At 38.8% G+C, this 22,932-nt stretch carries 23 protein-coding genes; 3 read left to right on the top strand and 20 right to left on the bottom strand.

The annotated features are described in order from the left end of the window. From ADIARSV_RS02730 to ubiE, 20 genes are all read right to left on the bottom strand, one after another. Positions 1 to 903: class II glutamine amidotransferase (locus ADIARSV_RS02730; RefSeq protein WP_040298896.1), on the bottom strand; the 903-nt coding region annotated here is incomplete at its 3' end. An 86-nt stretch (positions 904 to 989) separates the two neighbouring features. After that, positions 990 to 2,489, bottom strand: a complete 1,500-nt coding sequence (locus ADIARSV_RS02725) for an NADH-quinone oxidoreductase subunit N (protein ID WP_016193832.1) — start codon at positions 2,487 to 2,489, stop codon at positions 990 to 992. A gap of 3 nt (positions 2,490 to 2,492) precedes the next feature. Continuing rightward, the gene (locus tag ADIARSV_RS02720) at positions 2,493 to 4,094 is read right to left on the bottom strand and encodes a complex I subunit 4 family protein (protein WP_016193831.1); all 1,602 of its coding nucleotides are present in this window, start codon (positions 4,092 to 4,094) and stop codon (positions 2,493 to 2,495) included. Next, entirely contained in the window at positions 4,091 to 6,145 is a 2,055-nt protein-coding gene (gene nuoL, locus ADIARSV_RS02715) for an NADH-quinone oxidoreductase subunit L (RefSeq protein WP_235048349.1), read from the bottom strand. The genes ADIARSV_RS02720 and nuoL overlap by 4 nt, the downstream gene beginning before the upstream one ends. Positions 6,146 to 6,147: 2 nt before the next feature. After that, the gene (nuoK, locus tag ADIARSV_RS02710) at positions 6,148 to 6,453 is read right to left on the bottom strand and encodes an NADH-quinone oxidoreductase subunit NuoK (protein ID WP_040298895.1); all 306 of its coding nucleotides are present in this window, start codon (positions 6,451 to 6,453) and stop codon (positions 6,148 to 6,150) included. Next, positions 6,450 to 6,989: an NADH-quinone oxidoreductase subunit J family protein gene (locus tag ADIARSV_RS02705; protein ID WP_016193827.1), complete on the bottom strand. Its 540-nt coding sequence runs from the start codon at positions 6,987 to 6,989 to the stop codon at positions 6,450 to 6,452. The genes nuoK and ADIARSV_RS02705 overlap by 4 nt, the downstream gene beginning before the upstream one ends. Continuing rightward, a complete protein-coding gene (locus tag ADIARSV_RS02700) occupies positions 6,986 to 7,585 on the bottom strand; it encodes a 4Fe-4S binding protein (RefSeq protein WP_016193826.1) in 600 nt (199 codons plus the stop codon). Before ADIARSV_RS02700 ends, ADIARSV_RS02705 begins: the two co-directional genes overlap by 4 nt. Before the next feature lie 17 nt (positions 7,586 to 7,602). Further along, positions 7,603 to 8,673, bottom strand: a complete 1,071-nt coding sequence (locus ADIARSV_RS02695; RefSeq protein ID WP_083936511.1) for a complex I subunit 1/NuoH family protein — start codon at positions 8,671 to 8,673, stop codon at positions 7,603 to 7,605. A 143-nt stretch (positions 8,674 to 8,816) separates the two neighbouring features. After that, the gene (locus ADIARSV_RS02690) at positions 8,817 to 9,377 is read right to left on the bottom strand and encodes an OmpH family outer membrane protein (RefSeq protein ID WP_016193824.1); all 561 of its coding nucleotides are present in this window, start codon (positions 9,375 to 9,377) and stop codon (positions 8,817 to 8,819) included. 35 nt (positions 9,378 to 9,412) lie between these two features. Further along, positions 9,413 to 9,943: an OmpH family outer membrane protein gene (locus tag ADIARSV_RS02685; protein ID WP_016193823.1), complete on the bottom strand. Its 531-nt coding sequence runs from the start codon at positions 9,941 to 9,943 to the stop codon at positions 9,413 to 9,415. 12 nt (positions 9,944 to 9,955) lie between these two features. Further along, complete coding sequence (gene bamA / locus ADIARSV_RS02680) at positions 9,956 to 12,523, bottom strand: outer membrane protein assembly factor BamA (protein ID WP_016193822.1); 2,568 nt, start codon at positions 12,521 to 12,523, stop codon at positions 9,956 to 9,958. Between the two features lie 61 nt (positions 12,524 to 12,584). Further along, positions 12,585 to 13,322, bottom strand: a complete 738-nt coding sequence (locus ADIARSV_RS02675; RefSeq protein WP_016193821.1) for an isoprenyl transferase — start codon at positions 13,320 to 13,322, stop codon at positions 12,585 to 12,587. 61 nt (positions 13,323 to 13,383) lie between these two features. Further along, entirely contained in the window at positions 13,384 to 14,163 is a 780-nt protein-coding gene (porG, locus tag ADIARSV_RS02670; protein ID WP_016193820.1) for a type IX secretion system protein PorG, read from the bottom strand. Beyond that, the gene (locus ADIARSV_RS02665; RefSeq protein ID WP_016193819.1) at positions 14,164 to 15,045 is read right to left on the bottom strand and encodes an NAD kinase; all 882 of its coding nucleotides are present in this window, start codon (positions 15,043 to 15,045) and stop codon (positions 14,164 to 14,166) included. Then, the gene (locus ADIARSV_RS02660; RefSeq protein WP_016193818.1) at positions 15,045 to 15,707 is read right to left on the bottom strand and encodes a CBS domain-containing protein; all 663 of its coding nucleotides are present in this window, start codon (positions 15,705 to 15,707) and stop codon (positions 15,045 to 15,047) included. Before ADIARSV_RS02660 ends, ADIARSV_RS02665 begins: the two co-directional genes overlap by 1 nt. Positions 15,708 to 15,709: 2 nt before the next feature. Next, a complete protein-coding gene (locus ADIARSV_RS02655) occupies positions 15,710 to 16,471 on the bottom strand; it encodes an alpha/beta fold hydrolase (protein WP_016193817.1) in 762 nt (253 codons plus the stop codon). A gap of 103 nt (positions 16,472 to 16,574) precedes the next feature. Continuing rightward, positions 16,575 to 17,024 (bottom strand): GatB/YqeY domain-containing protein, encoded by a 450-nt coding sequence (locus ADIARSV_RS02650; protein WP_016193816.1) that lies wholly within the window; start codon positions 17,022 to 17,024, stop codon positions 16,575 to 16,577. A gap of 46 nt (positions 17,025 to 17,070) precedes the next feature. Beyond that, on the bottom strand, positions 17,071 to 17,829 hold the full coding sequence (locus ADIARSV_RS02645; protein WP_016193815.1) for an SDR family NAD(P)-dependent oxidoreductase: 759 nt from the start codon (positions 17,827 to 17,829) through the stop codon (positions 17,071 to 17,073). Positions 17,830 to 17,933: 104 nt separating this feature from the next. Beyond that, positions 17,934 to 18,662, bottom strand: coding sequence for a type IX secretion/gliding motility protein PorT/SprT (gene porT / locus ADIARSV_RS02640; protein ID WP_040298894.1), 729 nt, complete (start codon positions 18,660 to 18,662; stop codon positions 17,934 to 17,936). Further along, complete coding sequence (gene ubiE, locus ADIARSV_RS02635) at positions 18,659 to 19,390, bottom strand: bifunctional demethylmenaquinone methyltransferase/2-methoxy-6-polyprenyl-1,4-benzoquinol methylase UbiE (RefSeq protein WP_016193813.1); 732 nt, start codon at positions 19,388 to 19,390, stop codon at positions 18,659 to 18,661. Before ubiE ends, porT begins: the two co-directional genes overlap by 4 nt. Before the next feature lie 249 nt (positions 19,391 to 19,639). On the opposite strand from ubiE, the gene yihA reads away from it, so the two are divergent. The 3 genes from yihA to ADIARSV_RS02620 all read left to right on the top strand — a co-directional run bounded on the left by yihA (position 19,640) and on the right by ADIARSV_RS02620 (position 22,917). Next, on the top strand, positions 19,640 to 20,263 hold the full coding sequence (gene yihA, locus ADIARSV_RS02630) for a ribosome biogenesis GTP-binding protein YihA/YsxC (RefSeq protein WP_040298892.1): 624 nt from the start codon (positions 19,640 to 19,642) through the stop codon (positions 20,261 to 20,263). A gap of 20 nt (positions 20,264 to 20,283) precedes the next feature. Then, complete coding sequence (locus tag ADIARSV_RS02625) at positions 20,284 to 21,141, top strand: UbiA-like polyprenyltransferase (protein ID WP_040298890.1); 858 nt, start codon at positions 20,284 to 20,286, stop codon at positions 21,139 to 21,141. Positions 21,142 to 21,204: 63 nt separating this feature from the next. Then, positions 21,205 to 22,917 (top strand): M3 family oligoendopeptidase, encoded by a 1,713-nt coding sequence (locus ADIARSV_RS02620; RefSeq protein WP_016193809.1) that lies wholly within the window; start codon positions 21,205 to 21,207, stop codon positions 22,915 to 22,917. Positions 22,918 to 22,932: the final 15 nt, after the last annotated feature.

Raw genomic sequence — 22,932 nt, 5'->3', positions numbered from 1 at the left:
CTTTTTAATGATCAGCGCATGTCCGGGTTTAATTTCCTTAACCGCTTCAATAGGGATATTAAAGGCAGTTTGAATGGCAGGGCGTTCTGAAGTAACTACAACAACCTCGTCGTCCTGATAATAATACGCCGGACGTATTCCAGCTGGGTCACGCATCACGAATGCGTCACCATGACCGAAAATACCTTCTATGGTATAACCGCCATCCCAGGTCTTAGCAGAGCGTTTTAATATCTTGGCTACATCTATATTATCAGCAATCAATCTGCTAATTTCAGCGTTACTATGTCCTTCTGATTTAAAGTGATCAAATAATACCTGATTTTCATCATCAAGAAAATGACCTATCTTTTCTAAAACAGTTACCGTATCTGCACGCTCCTTTGGATGCTGACCCAGTTCAAACAATTGTTCAAGGAGTTCGTCCACATTGGTCATATTGAAATTACCGGCAATGACCAGGTTTCTGCTCATCCAGTTATTCTGACGAAGGAATGGGTGGCAATTTTCCACACTATTCTTACCATGAGTACCATAGCGCAGATGACCCATAAGAACCTCACCAGTGAAACTGATGTTTTCCTTTAGCCATTCGGCATTCTGAAACAATTCGGGAATATTTTGAATATCAGCAAATTTCTTTTGAACATGTTCAAAAACTTCGGATACCGCAGTGGAACCCATTGCACGGTAACGGCTGATATAGCGATTTCCTGGAGTTACATCCAGCTTGATCGTTGCTATACCTGCACCATCCTGGCCACGATTATGCTGTTTCTCCATTAATAGGTACAGTTTATTTAAGCCGTATAAGGCCGTACCATATTTTTCCTGATAAAAAGATAGGGGTTTTAATAGACGGATGAGCGCGATGCCGCACTCATGTTTTATTGCTTCACTCATGGAATATCAATGAGCCCGCAAAATTAGCATTTTTAAAGTTAAAAAGAACTAAATCTGAAAAGATGACATAAATTTAGACCGTTTTTTTAGATCAACAAGCCGGGCATAATCCCCCAGAGAATTAGTAATAAGGTTAGAATCAAACTGATATAACTCAGCGCATCACGCTTCACTTTAACAATAAAAACTTCATCAGATTGTCTTAAAAAAGCGTTCAAAGGAATTTTAAAATAGTAAAATAAGGAAACTACAGTGGTTAATGCAGCGACAATAAGCAAGGAAAGCATCCATAAGGAGTTCGATGCACTATAACTTTCAATAGCAGCAGAAAAAATCAACACCTTTCCCATAAAACCAGCTAAAGGAGGCAAACCAGTTAAAGACATCAGAATAATTACAAAACAAACCATCTCCAAAGGATAGACTTTTCCTAATCCCTTATATGAAGATATGTTTATAATTCCTGTCCGCTCCTCAATTTTACCAGCTATCATAAATGCCGCCATATTGGCAATAGAATACATCATGAGATAGAACAACATGGCTTTGATTCCATCATTTGAATTCACTATGATAGCCATCAGGATCAATCCGGTATGTCCGATTGACGAATAAGCCAACATACGCTTCATGTTGTTTTGCCAGATAGCAGCAAAATTACCTACGATCATCGAGCTTATTGCAATTACAGAAAGGATAGCCACAAAATCGAAAACAGGTGTTCCCTGAGATGTATTGCTTGCGGTATGGAAAGGCTCCATGAATCGGATTAAAACAGCAAACCCTGCCATTTTAGGTCCGGTGGATAAGAATGCGGTGACAGGAATCGGGGCACCCTCATATACATCAGGACTCCAAAAGTGTAAGGGCACAAAAGCCAGCTTAAATCCGATACCTACTAATACCAATATAATGGCGATTGCAGCTACTGATTGAGGCATTTCAGCCAGTCTGATCATAAACTGGGGATCGGATAAAGAGAGCGTACCGGTAAAAGCATACAACAAAGACATGCCATATAACATTATAGCCGAACAGACTCCTCCGAACAGGGCATATTTCATTGCTGCCTCTGATTGCTTTTCGCCATCAGACACGTAACCAACCATGAGATAAGACACTAGGGAAACCATTTCAATCGAAAGATAAACCATCAGTAAGCTTGATGCCATAGCCATCAGATTTAGACCAAGCAATGCTCCCGGAAGTAGCATATACAGATCACCAATACCTTTTGTATGATTCTGCATCCGGGTATTGCCCTTAATAAATAGTGCGTAAAGAATAACAACCGCAGAAAAAAGCAGTTTAAATATAATGCCTATCCGGTCTATTTTTAGTGTATCGTTAAAAACGCTGATCCCATTTACAGACGATTGATATTGAAGGATTGTAAAAAAGGCTGATATAACAATACCAGTTAGAACTAAAATATAGGTATGGACAGACTTCTTTCCCGGATAAAAAAGATCGGTAAGAATAACAACAATAAAAGTAATGATCAGCACAATTTCCGGAAGGAAATGAGGCATTCCTGTTGTTATATTCTTAATTAATTCGGGCAGAACTGAGGTAAATTCGTTCATATTCTATTTCAGGTTAACTAAACGAATTAATTCAAGCACAGAGGCATTCATTTTATCAAATGCCAGTGAAGGCATAATACCGAGTACCAAAGCAAATGCAGTTAGAATACATAAAGCAGTGACTTCTCTTGCGTTTACATCCGTAAGTTGGATCTTCCATTTTTCACCACCAAAGAGTCTTGTTTCGCCAAAGAACATACGCTGTAGGGTCCACAAGAAGTAGCAAGCGCTTAGTAAAATCCCTAAAGTACCACATACAGCCATCCACCGGGGTAATAATCCATTTATACTCTCAGAATTAAAGGCACCAATCAGACTAAAAGCTTCTGCTATAAAGGCGGAAAAACCAGGCAGACCAAGAGAAGCAAAGAAAGCGATCATGATAAAAGCACTGAACTTTGGCATGATCAATGCCAATCCTCTAAAGTGAGGAATCTCCCGGTCATGTACCCTACTGTAAATAATGCCCACCAGGAAGAACAACATGGAGGAGAGGAAACCATGACTAATCATCTGCATCATTGCCCCACTAATCCCCTCAGGAGTGATGGAAGCGATTCCAAGTAAAACAAATCCCATATGCGATATGGAAGAATAAGCAACAAGACGTTTTAAATCTGTCTGTGCCAATGCATTCAATGCTCCATAAATAATGGACACTATTCCAATTAAACCAAGCCACCAGGCAGATTGAATTGCAGCATCAGGGAAAATACTAACACATACCCTTAAGATCCCATATCCGCCTACCTTCAGCAATATACCTGCTAGTATAATAGATACCGGTGTAGGGGCCTCAACGTGGGCATCAGGAAGCCAGGTGTGTAAGGGAACAATGGGCACCTTTATGGCAAAAGCAATAAAAAGAACAATGAAACCTAATAATCGGGCTGAGACACCAAACAGTTCGTTATGGGCAAGTGCGGAGAATATAGATCCTTCCACATAATTTTTCGGATCCATCATACTCAGCATATTGAAGGTATGATAACCTGTTGCAGGATCCGTTACAGAGAAGTATAACCCTATAATAACCAGCAACATGAAAACTGATCCAAATAGTGTATACAAGAAGAACTTGATGGCAGCATACTCTCTTCGAACACCACCCCAAATACCAATAAGAAAATACAAAGGCATCAACATCAGTTCATAAAAGATGTAGAAAAGGAAAAAGTCAAGCGCCGAAAACACCCCTAATATAGCGGTGTCTAATAACAAGAACAAGGCGAAATAGCCTTTTAGATTTATCTTTATTTCCCAGGATGCTAATAAAGCAACCAGCATAACCACAGATGTTAATAACATAAAGGGCATAGAAAGGCCATCCAAACCCAGGAAATAATCTATCTGCAACTTGCCCATAGCACCCAGGTTTAAACTAATCCAGGGGAGCCGTTCTACCAACTGGTATTTATTCTGGTCAGCAATACCTGTAAACACATTTCCATTAAAATGCAAATAGATGTAAGCACTGATGAGCACCTGAATAATTACTGCAGCCAAAGCAACATATTTATACCCCTCCCTTACAGATGATGGGAGTACAACAATGATCAGTCCGGCAAACAGTGGTAAAAATATTAATATCGATAGCAAACTCATATAGCTGCAGTGTAGTATTTATAAATGAAAAGAGTTAAAATAATAAGCAACATCGTAACCAGATATTGCTGTAAGCGCCCAGTCTGAAATTTCCGGATCAGTTTCCCTAATTTACCAGCTAAATAGCCGATAAGATTTACCAAACCATCAATAATATTCCGGTCAAACCAATCCGAGATTCGTGCGAATCCCCGTCCAATGGTTCCAAACAAGTTAACAATACCATCCACTATGATCAGATCGAACTGATAAAGAAACCTCGAAAAGCTAAGCACACCAGCAACAAATACCGTATTATAGGCTTTATCAAAAAACCATTGTTGCTGTGAAAATTTGAATAGGCCATTTTTGCTAAAGTCAGGAGCAGGTTTATTACTTCCATACCATAAAAAGCAGAGATAGATCAAAAAGACAGAGATCAAATTAACTGCAGCTGGCACAACGGTGTGAAAAGCATTGATCCGGGTCATGTTATCCGCCTGAGGAAAACCCTGAATTACCCAGGCATCCTCAAACATGAATGGGTTCAGTGAAAACACAGGGAATAAACAAAACAGACTTAAAACCACCAATACATATTTCATGGCTGGCGGTGCCTCATGCACATGATGTAAACCTACTTTTTCCTTTAGACGAAATTTACCAAAAAATACTTTGAAGATTAAACGGGAGATATAAAAAGCCGTCAGCCAGGAGGTAATCATAGCGGAGTAAGGCACCAGACGATACCAACCACCCTTACCTTCGGCCCATTCAAAGGATTCAATTAAGATAGCATCCTTTGAAAGATAACCGGATGTGAGCGGAATAGCGATCAGCGCTAAAGAAGCAATGGCCATCGTAACAAAGGTAACCGGCATGTATTTTCTCAGTCCACCCATATTGCGGATATCCTGAGGATCATAATCCAGACCTGTCTTTTCTTTTAAATGAGCCATTTCATGAATAATGGCACCTGCCCCTAAAAACAGCAGACACTTAAAAAAGGCATGAGTACCCAGATGGAAAAGCGATGAAGCAGATGCCCCTACGCCCATAGCAAGAATCATAAAGCCCAACTGAGAGATGGTGGAGAAGGCTAAAATTCGTTTAATATCATTTTGCGTCAAGGCAATCGTTCCAGCCATAAAAGCGGTAAAAGCACCTGTGGCGGCAATTACAATTAGGACGGTATCATTGAACAAAGGATAAATACGGGCGAGCAAAAAGACTCCAGCGGCAACCATTGTAGCAGCATGGATCAAGGAAGATACAGAAGTTGGTCCTTCCATGGCATCCGGCAGCCAGGTATGAAGTGGAAATTGTGCCGACTTAGCAACAGCCCCCAGAAAAAAGGCCAAACCTGCAAATGTTAACCATCCGGCAGGCATGTGGTGCAAACCACTCGTCCATACCCCTCCGGTAACAATAGCATTGCCCACTAATCCCTTTTCACCAAATAAGGAAATAACATCCAGTGTTTGAAACTGAGAAAACAGAATCATGATACCGGTTAAGAAACCAATATCACCCAGTCTGTTCATGATAAAGGCCTTTTTATTTGCCTGAACAGCTGCATTACGCGTAAACCAAAAACCAATTAAAAGGTAGGATGAGAACCCGACCAGCTCCCAGCATATATAAATCAACAAGAGGTTATCCGCAATAACCAGTCCTAGCATAGAGAAACAGAATAAACCCAAATAAGCCCAATACCTATGCAGATAGGGATCGCCTTGCATATATTTAGTAGAGTAGATATGTACAAGAAGGGCTATCCCTGAAACCAGCGGGAGCATGAGGACAGACAAATTATTCAACAGGATGCCAACATTGAGACTCCAGCTGCCAATAGTAAACCAGTTCGTTTGCACATGTATAAATGGCTGATTCCACATGGCAATAAAAATCAAAAGGGAACAAAGCAGACTGATGGCAATACTGGCAATAGCACAAAAACCACTCCTGGTAAATTTACCCGGAACAAAAACGTTAATAAAGAAAGTCAGTAACGGCATGATAACCGCTAAAAGGGATAGAAAAACGATATGTTGCGTTATAAGTATACTCAAAATTAATCTCTCAGCTGGTCAATGACGGTTGGGTCAATATTTTTATAGTAGGTATATACATTCAGTATAATAGCAAGTGAAACAGCAACTGCCGCAGCTGCCAGAACTATTGCAAACAGAGCAAACAACTGTCCGCCCATATGTAATTTATCATATTTACCGAAAGCCACAAAATTTAAAATAGCAGCATTCAGCATAAATTCGATGCCAATTAGGATCATAATCGCATTGCGCTTTGAAAGAACAGCATAAAGCCCAATACAAAAAAGAGCTGCACTGATCAACATAAAATGAGCTAATGGTATCATATTTTCTTCTCCCTCCTGGCTAAATGAGATGCCCCAATTAAAGCCATCATTAACAATACAGAAATAATTTCAAATGGAATAAGATACCTGGTCATCAGGTTAACCCCTATAAAATGAATTGTATTGTCGTTAACCTGTATGACATTTTCTGAATTGTTTACCCATGATAGCTGATCCGGGTTGGCTTGATATATCGTAATAAATAAAATTAAAAAGAAAAGTAAAGCAATAAAGAGCCCTGGGATATGATGCAATCCAAGCAAATTACTTTCTTTGACTTCTGATTTATTTAAAATAGTTTTGCTTGACAGTAAAAATGCGAAGATCATTAAAACAAGCATTCCTCCTACATATACAATAAGTTGTGTTACCGCAATAAAATCTGCGAGTGCAAATACAAAAAGCCCTGCCATGGAAAATAAGGTAACAAAGAAGAGGAAGATAGAACGAACCATATTCTTAATGAACACAACCATAAAAGCGGACAACAATACTGAAGCAGCAAAAAAGTAAAATACAATTTGTTCTATATTCATATCTTTCCTTTCTCCTGAGCGGCCTTCAATAAGGCAGCATCCTTTATAGCCTGTTTTTCTGCTTGCTGCACAGCCAATTCCTCTCTTCTTAGTTTCGCTTCTTCAGGCGTCATATATGAAAACTTATAGGTCAACTCTGCAACGTTTGTAACACTTCTATCATACGTATCTGTCATCGTGATGCATTCCGTCGGACATACTGCCGTACATAGTCCGCAATACATACATTTAGCCATGTCAATATCAAACTTAGGTGCATAAAGTCTTTTCGTTGTTCCGTCAGAAGTCACACCAATAGGTCCAGTACCCTTAATACTTTCAATCTCGATACAGTCAACGGGACAAATCTTAGCACATAAATCACATACAATACAATCATCGATAACCACATCCAGCTGATACCGTCCTAATTCAGGAACAGGCATTTTTTCATGCGGATACTGAACCGTAACGATACCTTCTTTTTGATCAAAATAATTATCCGATTTAATGTCGATACTTTTCCTGCGTTTATTTACAGACAAAAAGTGCTTCAGGGTAAGGGCCAATCCCTTCCATGCAGTTACAAAAGCATTAATCGTTTTCTTTATAATCACTAATATAAAATCTTAAGTTACATAATAAGTAAACGCCAAACTCCGGAGCACAACATACACAAAAATGCCAGAGGGGTTAAAACTTTCCAGCATAAATCCATGAGATGATCAATCCTTACACGAGGCAATGTCCATCTGATCCACATCTGAACACCTACAATAACTAACACTTTACTGAAAGTCCAAAAGATTCCCCAGGCTATACCAGAAGTCCAGTCAGCCAGTTTTAAAGCCCCAATGTTTGGCAACGGAGTGTTCCAGCCACCCAAAAACAATACCACACCCACCATGCCCACAAGGAACATCATCGAATATTCACCCAAAAATATAAAGCCAAACCGAAGGCCTGTATACTCAGTGTGAAAACCAGCAACAAGTTCCGACTCCGCTTCAGGAATATCAAAAGGGGCACGGTTACATTCCGCTAAAGAAGCTATAAAATAAATCGCGTAGGCAATAATCAAATGAGGCGCCTGAAAGATATGCCATGAAAATATACCTCCAACATGACTGACATCCCAAAACCCCAAAAACCAGATCGTTTCCGGAGTACCAATACCCTGTCGCAATGCAATAGCATTCATATCCAATGTTTGAGCAATCATCACTGCAGAAACAATAGCAATCCCCGAAGGAATCTCATAAGAAATAACCTGTGCTACTGATCTTAAGGCACCCAATAACGAATATTTATTGTTAGAACCCCATCCTGCCATTAAAATACCGATGGATTCAATAGAAATAATGGCGAAAATATACACCACCCCTATGTTCAAAGAAATAGGAATTACACCTGCTGACCATGGAAGTCCTGCAAATCCCATATACACCGAAATAAATATGATGATTGGGGCTAATGAAAAAAGAATTTTATCCGCAGCTGAAGGAATAATAAACTCCTTTTGGAGTAGCTTCAGAATATCGGCCAAAGTCTGAAGACTCCCATATTTACCATTTTCTGTAGGTCCCAACCTATCCTGTATAAAACCCGCTATCTTGCGTTCTGCATAAACAGCGAACAACGCAAATGCAGCTACAAAAGAAAATAGCAGTAGAGCTAATAGAATAGATATTATATAGAAATTCAATTTTTTATAAGACTAGATGCAAACTTAAAAAATACAGCGGACAATTTGCGTATTTTCTAACAGGAATAACCATGATAACATCCATAAAAACAAAAAGGGTGAAGTTCGAAGAACCTCACCCTTAAAATAAGTTAAAAAAATGCTTACTTTTTAGGAGTCGCTGCAGTTGTTGCAGTGATACCTAATTTAGTCTTCACTAAATTAATAATATCTTCACCACCATCGAAATAAACAACACCTGGTTGAGAAACATCAAATACATAAGCGTATCCTTTTTCTTTAGATACTGCCTTTACAGCTGTTTCAGCTTTAAGATAAATAGGCTGATATAACTCAGCTTGTTTAGCACTTAATTCCTGTTGTGCTTTTTGTTGAGTTTCTTCCATGCGTTTTGTGAAATCCTGGATCTCAGCACCCATAGTTTCTAACTCTTTTCCAACAGTCAGTTTATTCGCTTCACTAATCGTTTTGTTCTTTTCCTGATAAGTGGCAATCTTCTTTTCGCGCTCAGTATTCATCAATTCAAGAGCTGTTTGCTTTTGTTTCTGAAAAGTCTGGAAAGTAGCATCTGCTACTTTAACTTCTGGCATTAACTGTAAAAGTTCCGCTGAGTTGATATGTGCGAACTTCTGTTGTGCATTAACTGTACTTCCCGCTAAGAATAAACCTACCGCTACTACTGCTACTTTAACTACGTTTTTCATTCTGCTATTATAAAATTTACTTGGTTATTATTAAATTATTGTTCTAATGTTCCGGGTTTGTAACCAAGACGCGTAATGACCTCATTACTTTTATCTAAACGTGAACTTGTGTATAAGAGTATAACATCACTGTTTTTATCTAAAATCAAATCAAGTTGATTACTCTCTGCTACTGCTTGAATAGCTTTTGCAACCCGTTCCTGAATAGGTTTAATTAACCTGATTCTTTGTTGATAAAGCTCACCTTCAAAGCCAAATTTCAAGCGCTGAAACTCTTTAGCAGCCTTTTCTTTTTCCACAATTTCATTTTCACGGGTTCTGCGTACATCTGGAGTTAGTAAAACCATATCAGCCTGATATGCCTTATATAGTTGCTCCACTTCAGCTAAACGAACATCAACTTGTTTCTGCCATTGTTGGGATAGCGCATCAAGTTGTTTCTGTGATGATAAATATTCCGGAATATTATTTAAGATATATTCACTATCTACATAGGCAAATCGCTGTGCAAATGCTGACATTCCTGAAACACATACAAATACAAAAATAAACAACAATCGTTTCATATACAAAGATAATTAAAATCCACCACTAAGTTGTTGAGCTATACTGAAGTGAAACTGGCCACCAGATTTCTTCAGCATGTTTGTTGATGTATCATATACATTATCAAATCCATAACCCCAGTCAATTCCAAGTAAACCGAATATAGGAAGGAAAATTCTTGCACCTACTCCAGCAGAACGACGCACATTAAACGGATTGAAATCAGCAAACTTGTTCCAGGAGTTACCACCTTCGGCAAATGCAAGGACGAATACAGTTGCCTGCTGTCCTGTCATCAAAGGATACCTGGTTTCAACAATATATTTAGAGAATATCGGGCTACCTGAGTTACGTGCTATATTCGGATCATATCCAATAGGCGTTACATTATTATTTTCATAACCACGCATCGCTATCACTTCCGAACCCTGTAAGTAATCAAATCCCTGCATTCCATCTCCTCCTAATTTGAAACGCTCAAAAGCAGACTGGCCTGTTGCTGAATTGTACTGACCCAAAAATCCAAACTGACCTTGCGTTTTAACAACCAGTTTACCTACGATACGCTGATACCACTGTGCTTCAAACTTCCATTTATGATACTCAGTAAATCTATACTTATCCCTGTCAGTAGCAGTAGAATAATTAATATTATTGAATAAAGAGTATGGAGGTGTTAACTGGATAGTTAATCGAATATGCGATCCCGATGTAGGATAGATTGGCGCATCAACCGAATTCCTGCTTAATTCTTCTGTTAAGTTAAAGTTATATGCTGTACCTGAAGAAAATAAGAATCCAGGGTAATTAGTCAGCTTATACTGTTGTAAGTTGATGGAGTGATTCAAGTTAAAATAATCATCCGGCCATTTTAATCTCTTACCCAAACTGAAGGTAACACCATTTAACCGAATCCGATATTTCTGATCATCGGTATAACTGTAATACTTCGCTACATCATCATTTGAACTCAATGATGTAAAAGCACTGATTCCAAAATAAACCGGCTTTTTACCACCTAACCAGGGTTCAGAGAAGGAGAAACTATAAGACTGGTATGATTTACCATTCGTTTGCCCCCTCACACTTAACTTCTGACCATCTCCTTTAGGCAACGGTTTCCATTCTTTTAAGTTGAACAGATTACGTGCTGAGAAGTTATTAAAGGTCAGTCCTAATGTACCGATGATCCTTCCGCCACCAAAACCACCTGATAATTCAATCTGGTCTGATGGCTTTTCTGCTACCGTATATTCGATATCAACCGTACCGTCCGCAGGATTAGGTATTGGCCTTACATCTGTTTTCGCTTCATCAAAGTTACCTAACTGTGCAATTTCTCGTGTTGTACGAACTACCGCTTCCTTAGAAAACTTCTGTCCCGGTTTAGTACGGATTTCCCGCATCACTACTTTATCATTCGTAATGTCATTCCCTTTCAGCGAAATCTTATTCACTGTGTATTGAGGACCTTCATAAATACGTAGCTCCAAGTCAATCGTATCCCCGTAAACACGGGTCTGAACCGGATCAACATTAAAAGTCAAATACCCATTATTCAAATATAAGGTTGAAATATCCTCCCCATTTGGGTTTCCATTTAATCTCTTCTGCAATTTCTCTTCCGAAAACTCGTCACCTTTCTTTATGGCAAGCAGCTCATTTAAAGCAGCAGTGGTATATATGGCATTTCCAGCCCAGGTTACCTTTCCAAAATAATATTTAGGTCCTTCATGGAGCTTTATCTGAATATCTACACGCTGATTCGCCTTTTTAATAACCGAATCACTTATAATTTCGGCATCGCGATAACCCTTATCCTGCATCTTGGCAATCATGGTACGCTTATCCTCTTCATATTTATCCTCCAGAAATTTACCTGATCTGAAAATATTAATAGAGGAGTGCTCCTTGGTCTTTTTAAGAAATTTCTTTAATTGTTTATCCTTAAAGTCTTTGTTACCCTCGAAAGAAATCTTTTCAACCTTCGTTTTAACTTTCTTATCTACATTAACAATCAAGACTACATTGTTCGTTTCAGCCGTATCTTTTTTCTGATTATAAGTTACTTCAGTAAACAAATAGCCCTTTTCATTGAAATATTTTTTAATAACCGCACTGGTCATGCTCATCAAACTCTCGTTGACAATCTTTCCTGTTTTATCGGCCAGCTTTTCTTTGATATCAGTTATCTGTCCCTTTTTTAAACCTGTAAACTCCATCCGGGTTAACCGTGGACGCTCTACTACGGTTATGACGAAGAAAATTGAATCTCCTTTCACATTACCTGAAAGCTGTACATCATCAAACAAACCCTGAGTCCACAAGAACTTCAGTGCATTAGACGTTGCATCGCCAGGTACGGTAATCCTGTCACCGGTAGTCAGTTTAGATATCTGAACAATAATGTCCTTATCTAGAAACTTTATTCCGGATACAGTTGTTCCACCTATAACATATTCCTTAGGACTAAGATAACTAAGTTCGTCACCCGATTGGGAACGGAGTTGCATACCACCACCCTGTTGAGGGCGTCCTATTTGCGCATTTGCAACACTTGCTGCAAAAGTAAAAAGTAATATTATGAGAAATCTGTTCATTGAATTTTATGACGTCGCTAAAATAAAGCTAATGGTTGTTAAATTTTGTTAAAAGGAAATTTTATACCTGATCACTGGTCATTCCAAACCGACGTTCCCGCTTTTGGTAATCAATAATGGCCTCAAACAGGTCATCCCGCCTAAAATCAGGCCAAAGTTTGTCTGTAAAATAAAATTCAGCATAAGCCAATTGCCATAATAAATAATTGCTGATCCTGTATTCTCCGCTTGTCCTGATCATTAATTCAGGATCAGGCATCCCGGCTGTAGTCAATTTTGAAGCAAATAAGTCTTCTGTAATATCTTCAGGTTTCAAAATACCTTGTTGCACCTGAATGGCTAGTTTTTTAGCTGCTTCTGTAATTTCCCAGCGTGAACTATAACTTAAAGCAAGTGTCAGCGTACTTTTTGTATTCCCTGAAGTCTTCTCCATCGACTCATTCAAATGTTTTAAACATTTGGCAGGAAGTTGATTCAAGTCTCCTATCGCATTCAGTCTGACATTGTTTTTCATCAATGTTTTGGTTTCTTTACTGATCGTAGATACCAGAAGCTCCATGAGCGCGGTTATTTCCAGCCATGGTCTGTTCCAGTTTTCTGTAGAAAAAGTATACAAAGTGATATAGGGAATTCCCACTTCCACTGCAGCTTCTACAATATCTTTAACAGAAACTACTCCAGTATGGTGACCAAAAACACGAAGTTTGCCCTTTTCTGTAGCCCAACGCCCGTTACCATCCATAATGATTGCTATATGTTGGGGCAACTTGTCTTTATCTATCTGATCCAGTAAATTCATCTTATAATTAAAAGCCTAACATAGGCATTTGAATCCGCAAAGGTAAAAAAAAATAGCAGCACTAAAACGCCGGAGGACATTTACTACTAATAAAGGTGTAGGTAAGCGTAAATCCACTAAAGAAATAGGTATCGCGCTTCTTTGAATCGCCCCGCTGATATCCTTCTCTAAAGGGTGATATTACCCCAACTCGCTCTTCAGAGCGATCAGAGAGCCCATTTACGTTCTCCTTTGGATACTTTCCACTCACATCGTCCAGATGATCCGTAAAGGCCGTACGGTAACCTAATTCTGCACCAAGCGTCCAATTTCCGGCTATATTATATTTTATTCCTGCTCCATAAGGTATTGCAATCGTATATTTTCTGTAAAAAGTACCTTCTGTTTTTAAGCCGTTAAGCGCTACTATCTCCCCCTGATAACGTGTTTTAGGATTAAACAGCGCTAAACTTCCTCCGGCAAAAAGATAAGGACTGTATTTTTTCCTACTCATACTGGGGATATAGTTAAAAAAGTTAAACTCCCCCTGCATGCTTATCTCCGTTAAGGGACTAAAAAAACTTAAATTTCGAAGTATTTGCGCTGAGTTATTCGAATTGCTATCTGCAGCTTCTATTTTACCATGCAAGATGCTCAGCTTGATGGACCAATACGGATCTATATTTCTTTTTACCAGGATTCCATAAGCGGGATTGCTCAATTGAAATAGATTCTTCGGATTTAAGTCTCCAACATAGCCAATTCCACCACCAAAGACACCAAGCTCCCAGCTTTGTGCCTTGCTCTCTTGCTGAGAAAGGAAAAGGATTCCTATAATTAAAGTGAAAATCGCCCTATTCATCTAGTAATTTCTACGGTCAATGCCCCAGAGCATTTTATTCCTCAATGTAGATAGATAACTCTCGTTTTTAAGGCGGATTAAATTAATCTGGAAATCGGCCTTCGACACGCTAAACTTCAAATGATTATCAATCACCTCGGTACGCGAATCGCAGGAAAGAAGGAACTTAGAACTCCTGCCTTCCAGTTCAAAGGTCAGTTTATAGGTATCTGAAATCACCACAGGCCGTACATTCAGGTTATGCGGGGAAATCGGAGTGATCACAAAGTTTTCAGATAAAGGAAAAACAATAGGTCCCCCGCAACTTAACGAATAAGCAGTGGATCCTGTTGGAGTAGCTACGATTAAACCATCTGCCCAGTACGAATTCAAAAATTCCCCGTTCAGGTAGGCATGTATGATCATCATAGCAGAATTATCCCTCCGGTGTATGGTAATATCATTAAGAGCAAAATTTTCATCCCCAAATAGAGGTGTATCAGATTCTACTTTCAATAAATGGCGACTATCAATCGTATATTCTTTATGAACCAGACTTTCAATAGCAGCCGGAATGTCATCCTTATTAATACTGGCAAGAAAGCCCAGACGACCCAGGTTAATACCAATTATAGGAATATTAGAATCGCGGATCAGCGACACTGTGTCCAGTAGCGTACCATCGCCACCCAAACTAAGCATCACATCTACAACCCCTTTTAACTCCTTATAATGCTTAAAAGTACTTTCCTTTTTCTGATGTTTTACTTTTCCCTTTATAAAATGTGCAAACTTTTCATAAATGAACAAGTCTGCATCATGTTTTTCCAGGTTATCAAAAACCTGTTGAACATAAGGTAAAGTGGCATCACTAAACTCTCTACCGTAAATTGCTATTTTCATTAAATACTTAAATAGTTCATCAACTGATCATACCTGTCGGTAGCACCTGAATCTTCTTTAATATTATTGTATGTAGCTAATATATTATAGCCATACCTGCCTAATGAAGACAGGATACCTGATATATCAGTACGATTTACCTTTATTGTTATTTCGGTGCGTGTAGAATCCAAATATGAAGTGATATAGGAACTTAATATTTGTGCATTTTCAGATTCGATTATTTGAGCAATATGTCCTAAGGAGCTGTTTTTACTATCCATTTCCAGCACAATAATCCCCCCTGGCTCTTTAATTGCAGCTATCTTACCCAAGTGTTCAATTATAGTGTTTATAGATATCACACCCAGGTATGACCGGTTTTCGTCCAGCACAGCCAGAACACTCAAATGGCTCTCACTAAAAACCTGAATCACATCGTAGATATGCTGATACTGATCAATAAAAACACGATTAAACCTTAAATCTGCATCCTTAATGCTAATCGAATAGTCTGCAATTTCTATCAGATCATCATCTGATAGTATGCCAAGATATGCCCCGTCATCTAATACGGGCAGATGACTTACACGAAACTCATCCATTCTATCCAATACTCTTTGAATAGTGTCAAGATAGTTTAAAGGAGGAATTGCCTCAGAAATAAGTCCATTTGCCAACATAATTATTTCAATAAAACACGTTCAAGAAATCGATTCAAGTACAAAATAAACTCATTGGGCACTTCCATCATTGGAGCATGGCCACAGTTATCGATCCAGTTTAATTCTGAATTTGGCAGCAGATTATGAAATTCTGTAGCCACTTCAGGAGGTGTTACATGATCATTTTTTCCCCATATTAAACAAACCGGTATAGTAATCTTATACAAATCTTTAGACAAATTGTGTCGAATTGCCGATTTTGCCATCGAAAGAATCCGTAAAACCTTAAAACGATCATTAACCGTCTGATATACATCATCAACCAGTTCCTTAGTCGCCATCTTAGGATCAAAGAAAGTATAGGCCACCTTTTCCTTTATAAATTCATAATTTTCTCTTTTCGGAAAGGAACCCCCAAAAGCGTTTTCATATAAACCTGAACTACCTGTGAGCACCAAAGTTTTCACATATTGAGGGTGACTCAATGTAAAGATCAATGCAACATGACCACCTAGTGAGTTACCTAATAAGTTAATATTCTTCAGTTTTTTATACATCACAAATTTAACCAGATACTTGGCAAGTGTAGTCACTCCCGTGGTCAATAATGGCAAGTCATAAATAGGCAGCAAGGGAATAACCACCTTATATTGCGATTTAAAAGCGTTTGTAACTTCTTCAAAATTACTTAAAGCCCCAAAAAGACCATGAAGAAGCAATAAAACATCACCTTCTCCTTCTTCAATATATTTAAATCCGTTTTCTTCTTTTATAATACTCATAAATTCTAAACAAACTGTTTAGTGGGGGTCTTTGATGAAATTTATATTTAATATACAATTATTTAAATAAATGTACACTTTATCCAGCTACCTGCAAATCCAATTAAGACAATAGTTCTTTTACTATCTCCGAAATAGTTTTGCCATCTGTTTTACCGGCAAGCTCTTTATTGGCAATACCCATTACTTTTCCCATATCTTTGATACTCGAAGCTCCAGTGCTGGCAATCGCATTTTTAATAATAGCAGCCACTTCTTCTCTGGCCATTTGTTTTGGAAGAAATTCTTCTATAACCTCTAGTTCTTCTATTTCAATAGCGTAAAGATCTTCCCGGTTTTGAGTCTTGAAAATATCTGCAGATTCTCTTCTTTGTTTGGCAAGTCGCTGCAATACCTTTACCTCTACTTCTTTCGTTAAATCTTCAGAAACACCTTTTTCTGTTCTTGCTAATAATATAGCAGCCTTAATGGCACGCAATCCTCGCAAACGGACATTATTCCGTGCTAGCATTGCCGTCTTTATTTCCTTATCAATAATTTCCTGTAACATCATATTTATATATTAAAATCTGCTCTGCCCAAAGGAAGATCAAATTAATTTATCCTTTATTCCAATATATGGCACTAGCCTGTGCCAGCGGTGTAATAACCAGATCATTAATATTGACATGTTTTGGTCTGGATACCATAAACCATATTGTCTCCGCAATATCCTGCGCCACCAATGGTAAATAACCGGCGTACACTTGTTTCGCCCTTTCGGTATCACCTTTAAACCGTACTTCCGAAAATTCAGTTTCCACTGCACCTGGATGAATAGCCGAAACCTTAATCCCATAAGGCAAAAGGTCTATGCGCATCGCTTTATTTAAAGCATCAACGGCAAATTTAGTTGCACAATATACATTTCCATTCTGGTAAACTTCTTTACCAGCAATAGAACCCAAGTTAACAATATGCCCTGCTTTGCGAAGGATCATCCAGTTGGATACGATCTTGGTGACATATAAAAGACCCTTCACATTCGTATCGATCATGGTATCCCAATCGTCGGTATTTCCGTCCTGAATGGGATCAAGACCCTGACTTAAGCCTGCATTATTAATTAATACATCTACAGCTTTCCAATCATCACCCAAAGTTTGGAGTGCAGTTTCCACTTCCGATTTATTCCGTACATCCAGTGTAAGCGTTATTATTTCTACACCAAACTGTAACTTTAAATCCTGAGCCAATTGGTTAAGCCGCTCGGTTCTTCTACCTGTTAATATTAAATTGTATCGATATGATGCAAATAGAGAGGCACAAGCCTCACCTATTCCTGAGGTTGCGCCTGTAATTAGAGCAATTTTGGACATGAATGCATAAGTTTAAGAGCCAAAATTATAAATAAAAAGCATTACGGAGGTGATATTGCTTAATTATGTTTATTTAATTGATCAAGAATAGAAAGCCCTTCAACTTATTCAAAAAACAAACTGATCTGAATCCCTTTATGATATAACCTGTCAATCGGCCGATCGAAATCATTCCCCCTCCGCTCTAACACATTCGCAAACGATTGAGAAAACTTAATCTCAGGCGACATTTTGAAATACTCAAAATAAAAGTCTAATCCCACTCCAGCTTCATAAGAAAAGTACCCGCTCTTCATCCACACCAGCTTTTCCTGATCAATCAGGTCCGTATCATCCAGCTTCTTCTTCGACACAATATTCCGGGAATACTTCCCTCCCGCTATCATATAAACTCTGAAATTCTTTCTTCGCTCCGACTTTAGCTTAACCCCCAAAGGAAGATCTACCGTTGTAGACTGCACTTTCTTAACCAGTACCAAGGAATGATACCCATATTGAAGTTCCTTATCAGCAAACACCAGAGCCGGCGTAAACCTTAAATTACTAAAATTAGTTAACCGCAGATCAGTAACTAAACCCAAACCAAAACCAGTCTTAGCAGGAGAACCGATTGAAGTCAGACTCCCTCCAGATGAATTGGCCTGACCAGTACCTGGATCTATTGCATTCTGCCAATCATCAGATTTCAACACTTTAAATTCAGTAGTAACATATTGAAATGCAAAACCAAAATGCAATACTTCGTCATCAACCCCTCCACCCCAGTTATCCTGGGCAAGCGCTTTCATGCTAACTATTAAACCGATTAGTATTACAAAAAAGGTTTTCTTCATTTAACTCCGGTATATATCGAACTGATGCCAAAAGTTAAGGGCTGATACTTCGTTTCTTTAAAACCTACCTTGTGCAGAAGCTGCAAAAAGTTTTTTCCATCCGGAAAAGCAGCAACCGATTCAGGAAGATATTTATAGGCACTATTATCCTTCGAAAAAATCTTCCCAATTGCCGGAGTAACCGAATTAAAATAGAAATGATACAGCTGTTTAATTGGGAAATTCTGAGGTTTTGAAAACTCAAGAATCACAATCTTTCCGCCCGGTTTCAGCACACGGAGCATATCGCTCAAACCTTTTTCCAGGTTCTCATAGTTACGCACTCCAAAGGCTACAGTAACCGCATCAAACGTATTATCTTCAAATAGCAATTTCTCTGAATCACCAAGGCGCACTTCAAATTTGGAGGAAAGTCCCCTTTTCTGGATCTTCTTTTCCGCAACTTCCAGCATCCCTGCAGATATATCAACTCCAATGATCTTCTCAGGTTTAAGCATGTTCAACGCCTCAAAAGCAAAGTCGCCTGTACCGGTAGCCACATCCAAAATTAGTTGCGGTTTACTCTTTTCCAACTCCCTGATCGCTTTTTTACGCCATAATATATCTATACCAAGAGACATAAAATGGTTTAAGAAATCGTATGTTGAAGATATGTTGTTGAACATGTCCGCTACCTGTTCTTTCTTGGTAGCATTTTTATCTTTATAGGGAGTCACTTGTTCGGGCATGGAACAAAGATAAAGGAGTTACCTCATAATTCTATAATTAACAATAAATTCTCTTGCTGCAATCTTGCTCGTAATTTTTTCGCACATTAAACGCACCTCAGTCGCACCTTCTCCGCACCTTGTTCGCTCGGAACAAACTAAACTGCGTCTAAGGTCTGTAGTATTTGAACAAGAGAAAAGATCATGGTATCTAGTACAGTCAAAACAGTACTATCCTAATATTCATTTCCTTTCCTTACCTTTACCAGAATGCAAATCCGCTCAGCCGAATTCAAGTGCAGCAATACCCGGACGGAAAAATTACCTCCCCCTTTGCTCCCCGAATATGCTTTCATTGGTCGTTCCAATGTAGGTAAGTCATCCCTTATAAATATGCTGACCAGTAAAAAGGGATTGGCAAAAACATCTCAAACTCCTGGAAAAACACAGTTGATCAATCATTTTCTGATCAATGAAGATTGGTATATTGTCGATCTTCCCGGATATGGATATGCTAAAGTTTCCAGAAGCAGCAGGGAAGAATGGGAACGCTTTATTCGTTATTATTTAAAAAATCGGGAGAGTCTGCAATGCGTTTTTGTATTGGTAGATAGTCGTTTGGAACCACAAATGGCCGATCTTAAGTTTTGTTCATGGCTTGGGGAGCAGGGAATTCCTTTTCTTTTGGCTTTTACCAAGGCTGACAAACAATCCAACTTCAAGACCTTGCAAAATGTAGAAAAGTTTAAAGTTGCTCTGCTGGATTATTTTGAAGAGCTCCCTCAAATCTTTATTACTTCTGCTGAAAAAAGAGATGGAAGAGAAGAAATTTTGACTGCTATTGACGATATAAATAAGAATTTCAAGAGCGATTTTAAAAAGAAAAACGTTTAATTTATTCGATTACCGGTTCAATGAAGAAGTATTTATCATTAGTATTATTTGCACATACTATTTTTGCTATGCCTTTTGCCTTCATTGGCTTTTTTCTGGCAATTTCCACCACTAATAATGCATTCAGTCCCCTGAAATTAGTTTTCATGATTCTGTGCATGATCTTTGCCCGAAATGCGGCAATGGCTTTCAACCGGTATCTGGATTGGGAATATGACCTTAAAAATCCAAGAACTGCTTCAAGGGATATCCCTGCAGGTCGAATTCATGTCCAAAGTGCCTTTTGGTTTACTTTAACCAATTGTGTGCTGTTCATTTTTACCACTTTCTTTATCAATACCCTTTGCTTTTACCTTTCACCGGTAGCATTAGCCGTTGTAATGGGTTATAGTTATACCAAGCGATTTACCCCTCTTTGTCATTTGATCCTCGGGATTGGCTTAGGACTTGCTCCAATTGGTGCTTACCTGATCGTGGCAGGAGAGTTTGCCTTGCTACCCATCTTCTTTTCACTGGCTGTTGTTTGCTGGGTGAGTGGTTTTGATATTATTTATTCCCTTCAGGATGATGAGTTCGATAAAAACGAAAAACTCTATTCTATACCAGCCTGGCTGGGAAGGAAACAAGCCTTAAGGGTTTCTTCTATCCTTCATGTGTTAAGTGTGGTATTTGTGGTGTTACCCTGGATTTATTCAGATTTAAGCTGGTTTTACGCCGCCGGGGTTTTGTTTTTTATCACGATGCTGGTCTACCAGCACAGTCTCGTTAAACCGAATGACCTGAGCAAGGTTAATCGTGCATTCTTTACCACAAATGGCATTGCATCTGTTGCCTTTGCGCTATTCTTTTTACTGGACGTTTATTTGAGGAATTCGTAATTCTCCGTTTGATTCCGCCTTATTTCAATTAACTTCGTGTCTTAATAAATCTAATCATACGACATGATAATCGAGAAAAAAGCGAGAACATACGTTCCTGAAAATCTGGATATAAAGTGGGAGAAACTGGAACCTCTGTTCAACGAACTACTTACAAGACCGATAAATTCTGTACAAGAACTAGAAAGCTGGCTCAAGGATAAAAGCGAACTGGAAGCTGTTGTGGAAGAGGACTTTGCATGGAAATATATCCGCATGACCTGCGATACCCTGAACGAGCAGCTGTTGCAGGATTTTCAATATTTTGCTACAGAGATTGAACCTAAAATTGCCCCTATATCAAACAACCTGAACAAAAGGCTGGTTGAAAGTGCCTATATGGTAGAACTGGATGAAGAAAAATACCGAATTTTTATACGGTCAGTAAAAAATGATCTGGAAATTTTCAGAGAAGAAAACATTCGTTTGTTTACGGAGATTCAGATTAAACAACAAACCTATCAGTCGATCACCGGTGCCATGAGCGTCACGCTTGACGGTAAGGAATATACCCTCGAACAAGCATCTGTATTTTTAAAGGATCCCAACAGGGAAATCCGAAAGAAAGCCTGGGAAGCTATCACCACTAGAAGATTGCAGGACAAAGTACAATTGGATACGCTCTTTAATGAGCTGCTGAAATTACGTCATCAGGTAGCTGTTAATGCAGGATTTGAAAACTTCAGGGATTATATGTTCCGGGCATTAGGGCGCTTTGATTACACTCCACATGAATGTTATAAATTCCATGAAGCCATTGAACGGGAAATTGTGCCTATCCTGAGCGAACAGTCCCTCAAGCGTCAGGAAGCCTTAGGTATCGATGCTTTGAAACCCTGGGATATGGATGTCGATATATCCGGTAAGCCGGCATTAAGACCTTTCGAAACCGGTGCAGAGCTGATAGAAAAGGCAATAAGTTGTTTCAATGGACTTGATCCTTACATTGGGGAACGATTAAGTATCATGCAGGAGAACCACCTCTTTGACGTGGAAAGCCGTAAAGGCAAAGCTCCCGGAGGTTATAATTACCCTTTAGCAGAAACTGGCGCACCGTTTATTTTCATGAATTCGGCTAATACCTTCCGTGATCTGACTACGATGATCCATGAGGGCGGACATGCCGTTCATACCTTCATATCTGCAGATCTGGAGCTGAATGATTTCAAACATGTTCCCTCGGAAGTGGCTGAATTGGCTTCCATGAGTATGGAGCTGATGTCCATGGACAAATGGGATGTATTTTTCGATAACGCAGAAGATTTGAAGAGAGCAAAAAAAGATCAGCTGCGGGATGTGCTTAAAACATTACCATGGGTAGCCGTAGTCGATCAATTTCAACATTGGATCTATACCAATCCCGATCATACCACCAAACAAAGGGAAGCAGCCTGGAAACAGATCTTTACTCCTTTTGGACTTAATTTCGCTGATTGGAGCGATCATGAAGAGGCGTTAGAAAACTTATGGCAAAAGCAGTTGCATATTTTTGAAGTACCTTTTTATTATATTGAATATGGAATGGCACAATTAGGCGCTATTGCCGTATGGAAGAATTACAAAACGAATCCTGAAGAAGGTTTGCGCTTATATAAAGAGGCCTTGAAACTGGGTTATACCAAAACGATAAAGGAAATTTATCAGACAGCCGGAATAGAGTTTAATTTTAGTGCGGAATATGTGCACGAACTCGCAACCTTTATAAAGGCAGAGCTGGACCTACTTGAAGCAGAATAAAAATCAAAAAAAAAG

This window comes from Arcticibacter svalbardensis MN12-7 (assembly GCF_000403135.1).
GTDB classification, from domain to species: domain Bacteria; phylum Bacteroidota; class Bacteroidia; order Sphingobacteriales; family Sphingobacteriaceae; genus Arcticibacter; species Arcticibacter svalbardensis.
The sequence above is the reverse complement of the archived record's forward strand: the minus strand, read 5'-3'. Positions and strand labels throughout refer to the sequence as shown.

What these genes read in the sequence shown, in the direction of transcription:
- ADIARSV_RS02725 (WP_016193832.1), bottom strand. Translation starts at nt 2,489, where the DNA reads ATGAACGAATTTACCTCAGTTCTGCCCGAATTAATTAAGAATATAACA.
- ADIARSV_RS02720 (WP_016193831.1), bottom strand. Translation starts at nt 4,094, where the DNA reads ATGAGTTTGCTATCGATATTAATATTTTTACCACTGTTTGCCGGACTG.
- nuoK (WP_040298895.1), bottom strand. Translation starts at nt 6,453, where the DNA reads ATGATACCATTAGCTCATTTTATGTTGATCAGTGCAGCTCTTTTTTGT.
- ADIARSV_RS02705 (WP_016193827.1), bottom strand. Translation starts at nt 6,989, where the DNA reads ATGAATATAGAACAAATTGTATTTTACTTTTTTGCTGCTTCAGTATTG.
- ADIARSV_RS02690 (WP_016193824.1), bottom strand. Translation starts at nt 9,377, where the DNA reads ATGAAAAACGTAGTTAAAGTAGCAGTAGTAGCGGTAGGTTTATTCTTA.
- ADIARSV_RS02685 (WP_016193823.1), bottom strand. Translation starts at nt 9,943, where the DNA reads ATGAAACGATTGTTGTTTATTTTTGTATTTGTATGTGTTTCAGGAATG.
- bamA (WP_016193822.1), bottom strand. Translation starts at nt 12,523, where the DNA reads ATGAACAGATTTCTCATAATATTACTTTTTACTTTTGCAGCAAGTGTT.
- ADIARSV_RS02675 (WP_016193821.1), bottom strand. Translation starts at nt 13,322, where the DNA reads ATGAATTTACTGGATCAGATAGATAAAGACAAGTTGCCCCAACATATA.
- porG (WP_016193820.1), bottom strand. Translation starts at nt 14,163, where the DNA reads ATGAATAGGGCGATTTTCACTTTAATTATAGGAATCCTTTTCCTTTCT.
- ADIARSV_RS02665 (WP_016193819.1), bottom strand. Translation starts at nt 15,045, where the DNA reads ATGAAAATAGCAATTTACGGTAGAGAGTTTAGTGATGCCACTTTACCT.
- ADIARSV_RS02660 (WP_016193818.1), bottom strand. Translation starts at nt 15,707, where the DNA reads ATGTTGGCAAATGGACTTATTTCTGAGGCAATTCCTCCTTTAAACTAT.
- ADIARSV_RS02655 (WP_016193817.1), bottom strand. Translation starts at nt 16,471, where the DNA reads ATGAGTATTATAAAAGAAGAAAACGGATTTAAATATATTGAAGAAGGA.
- ADIARSV_RS02650 (WP_016193816.1), bottom strand. Translation starts at nt 17,024, where the DNA reads ATGATGTTACAGGAAATTATTGATAAGGAAATAAAGACGGCAATGCTA.
- ADIARSV_RS02645 (WP_016193815.1), bottom strand. Translation starts at nt 17,829, where the DNA reads ATGTCCAAAATTGCTCTAATTACAGGCGCAACCTCAGGAATAGGTGAG.
- porT (WP_040298894.1), bottom strand. Translation starts at nt 18,662, where the DNA reads ATGAAGAAAACCTTTTTTGTAATACTAATCGGTTTAATAGTTAGCATG.
- ubiE (WP_016193813.1), bottom strand. Translation starts at nt 19,390, where the DNA reads ATGCCCGAACAAGTGACTCCCTATAAAGATAAAAATGCTACCAAGAAA.
- yihA (WP_040298892.1), top strand. Translation starts at nt 19,640, where the DNA reads ATGCAAATCCGCTCAGCCGAATTCAAGTGCAGCAATACCCGGACGGAA.
- ADIARSV_RS02625 (WP_040298890.1), top strand. Translation starts at nt 20,284, where the DNA reads ATGAAGAAGTATTTATCATTAGTATTATTTGCACATACTATTTTTGCT.
- ADIARSV_RS02620 (WP_016193809.1), top strand. Translation starts at nt 21,205, where the DNA reads ATGATAATCGAGAAAAAAGCGAGAACATACGTTCCTGAAAATCTGGAT.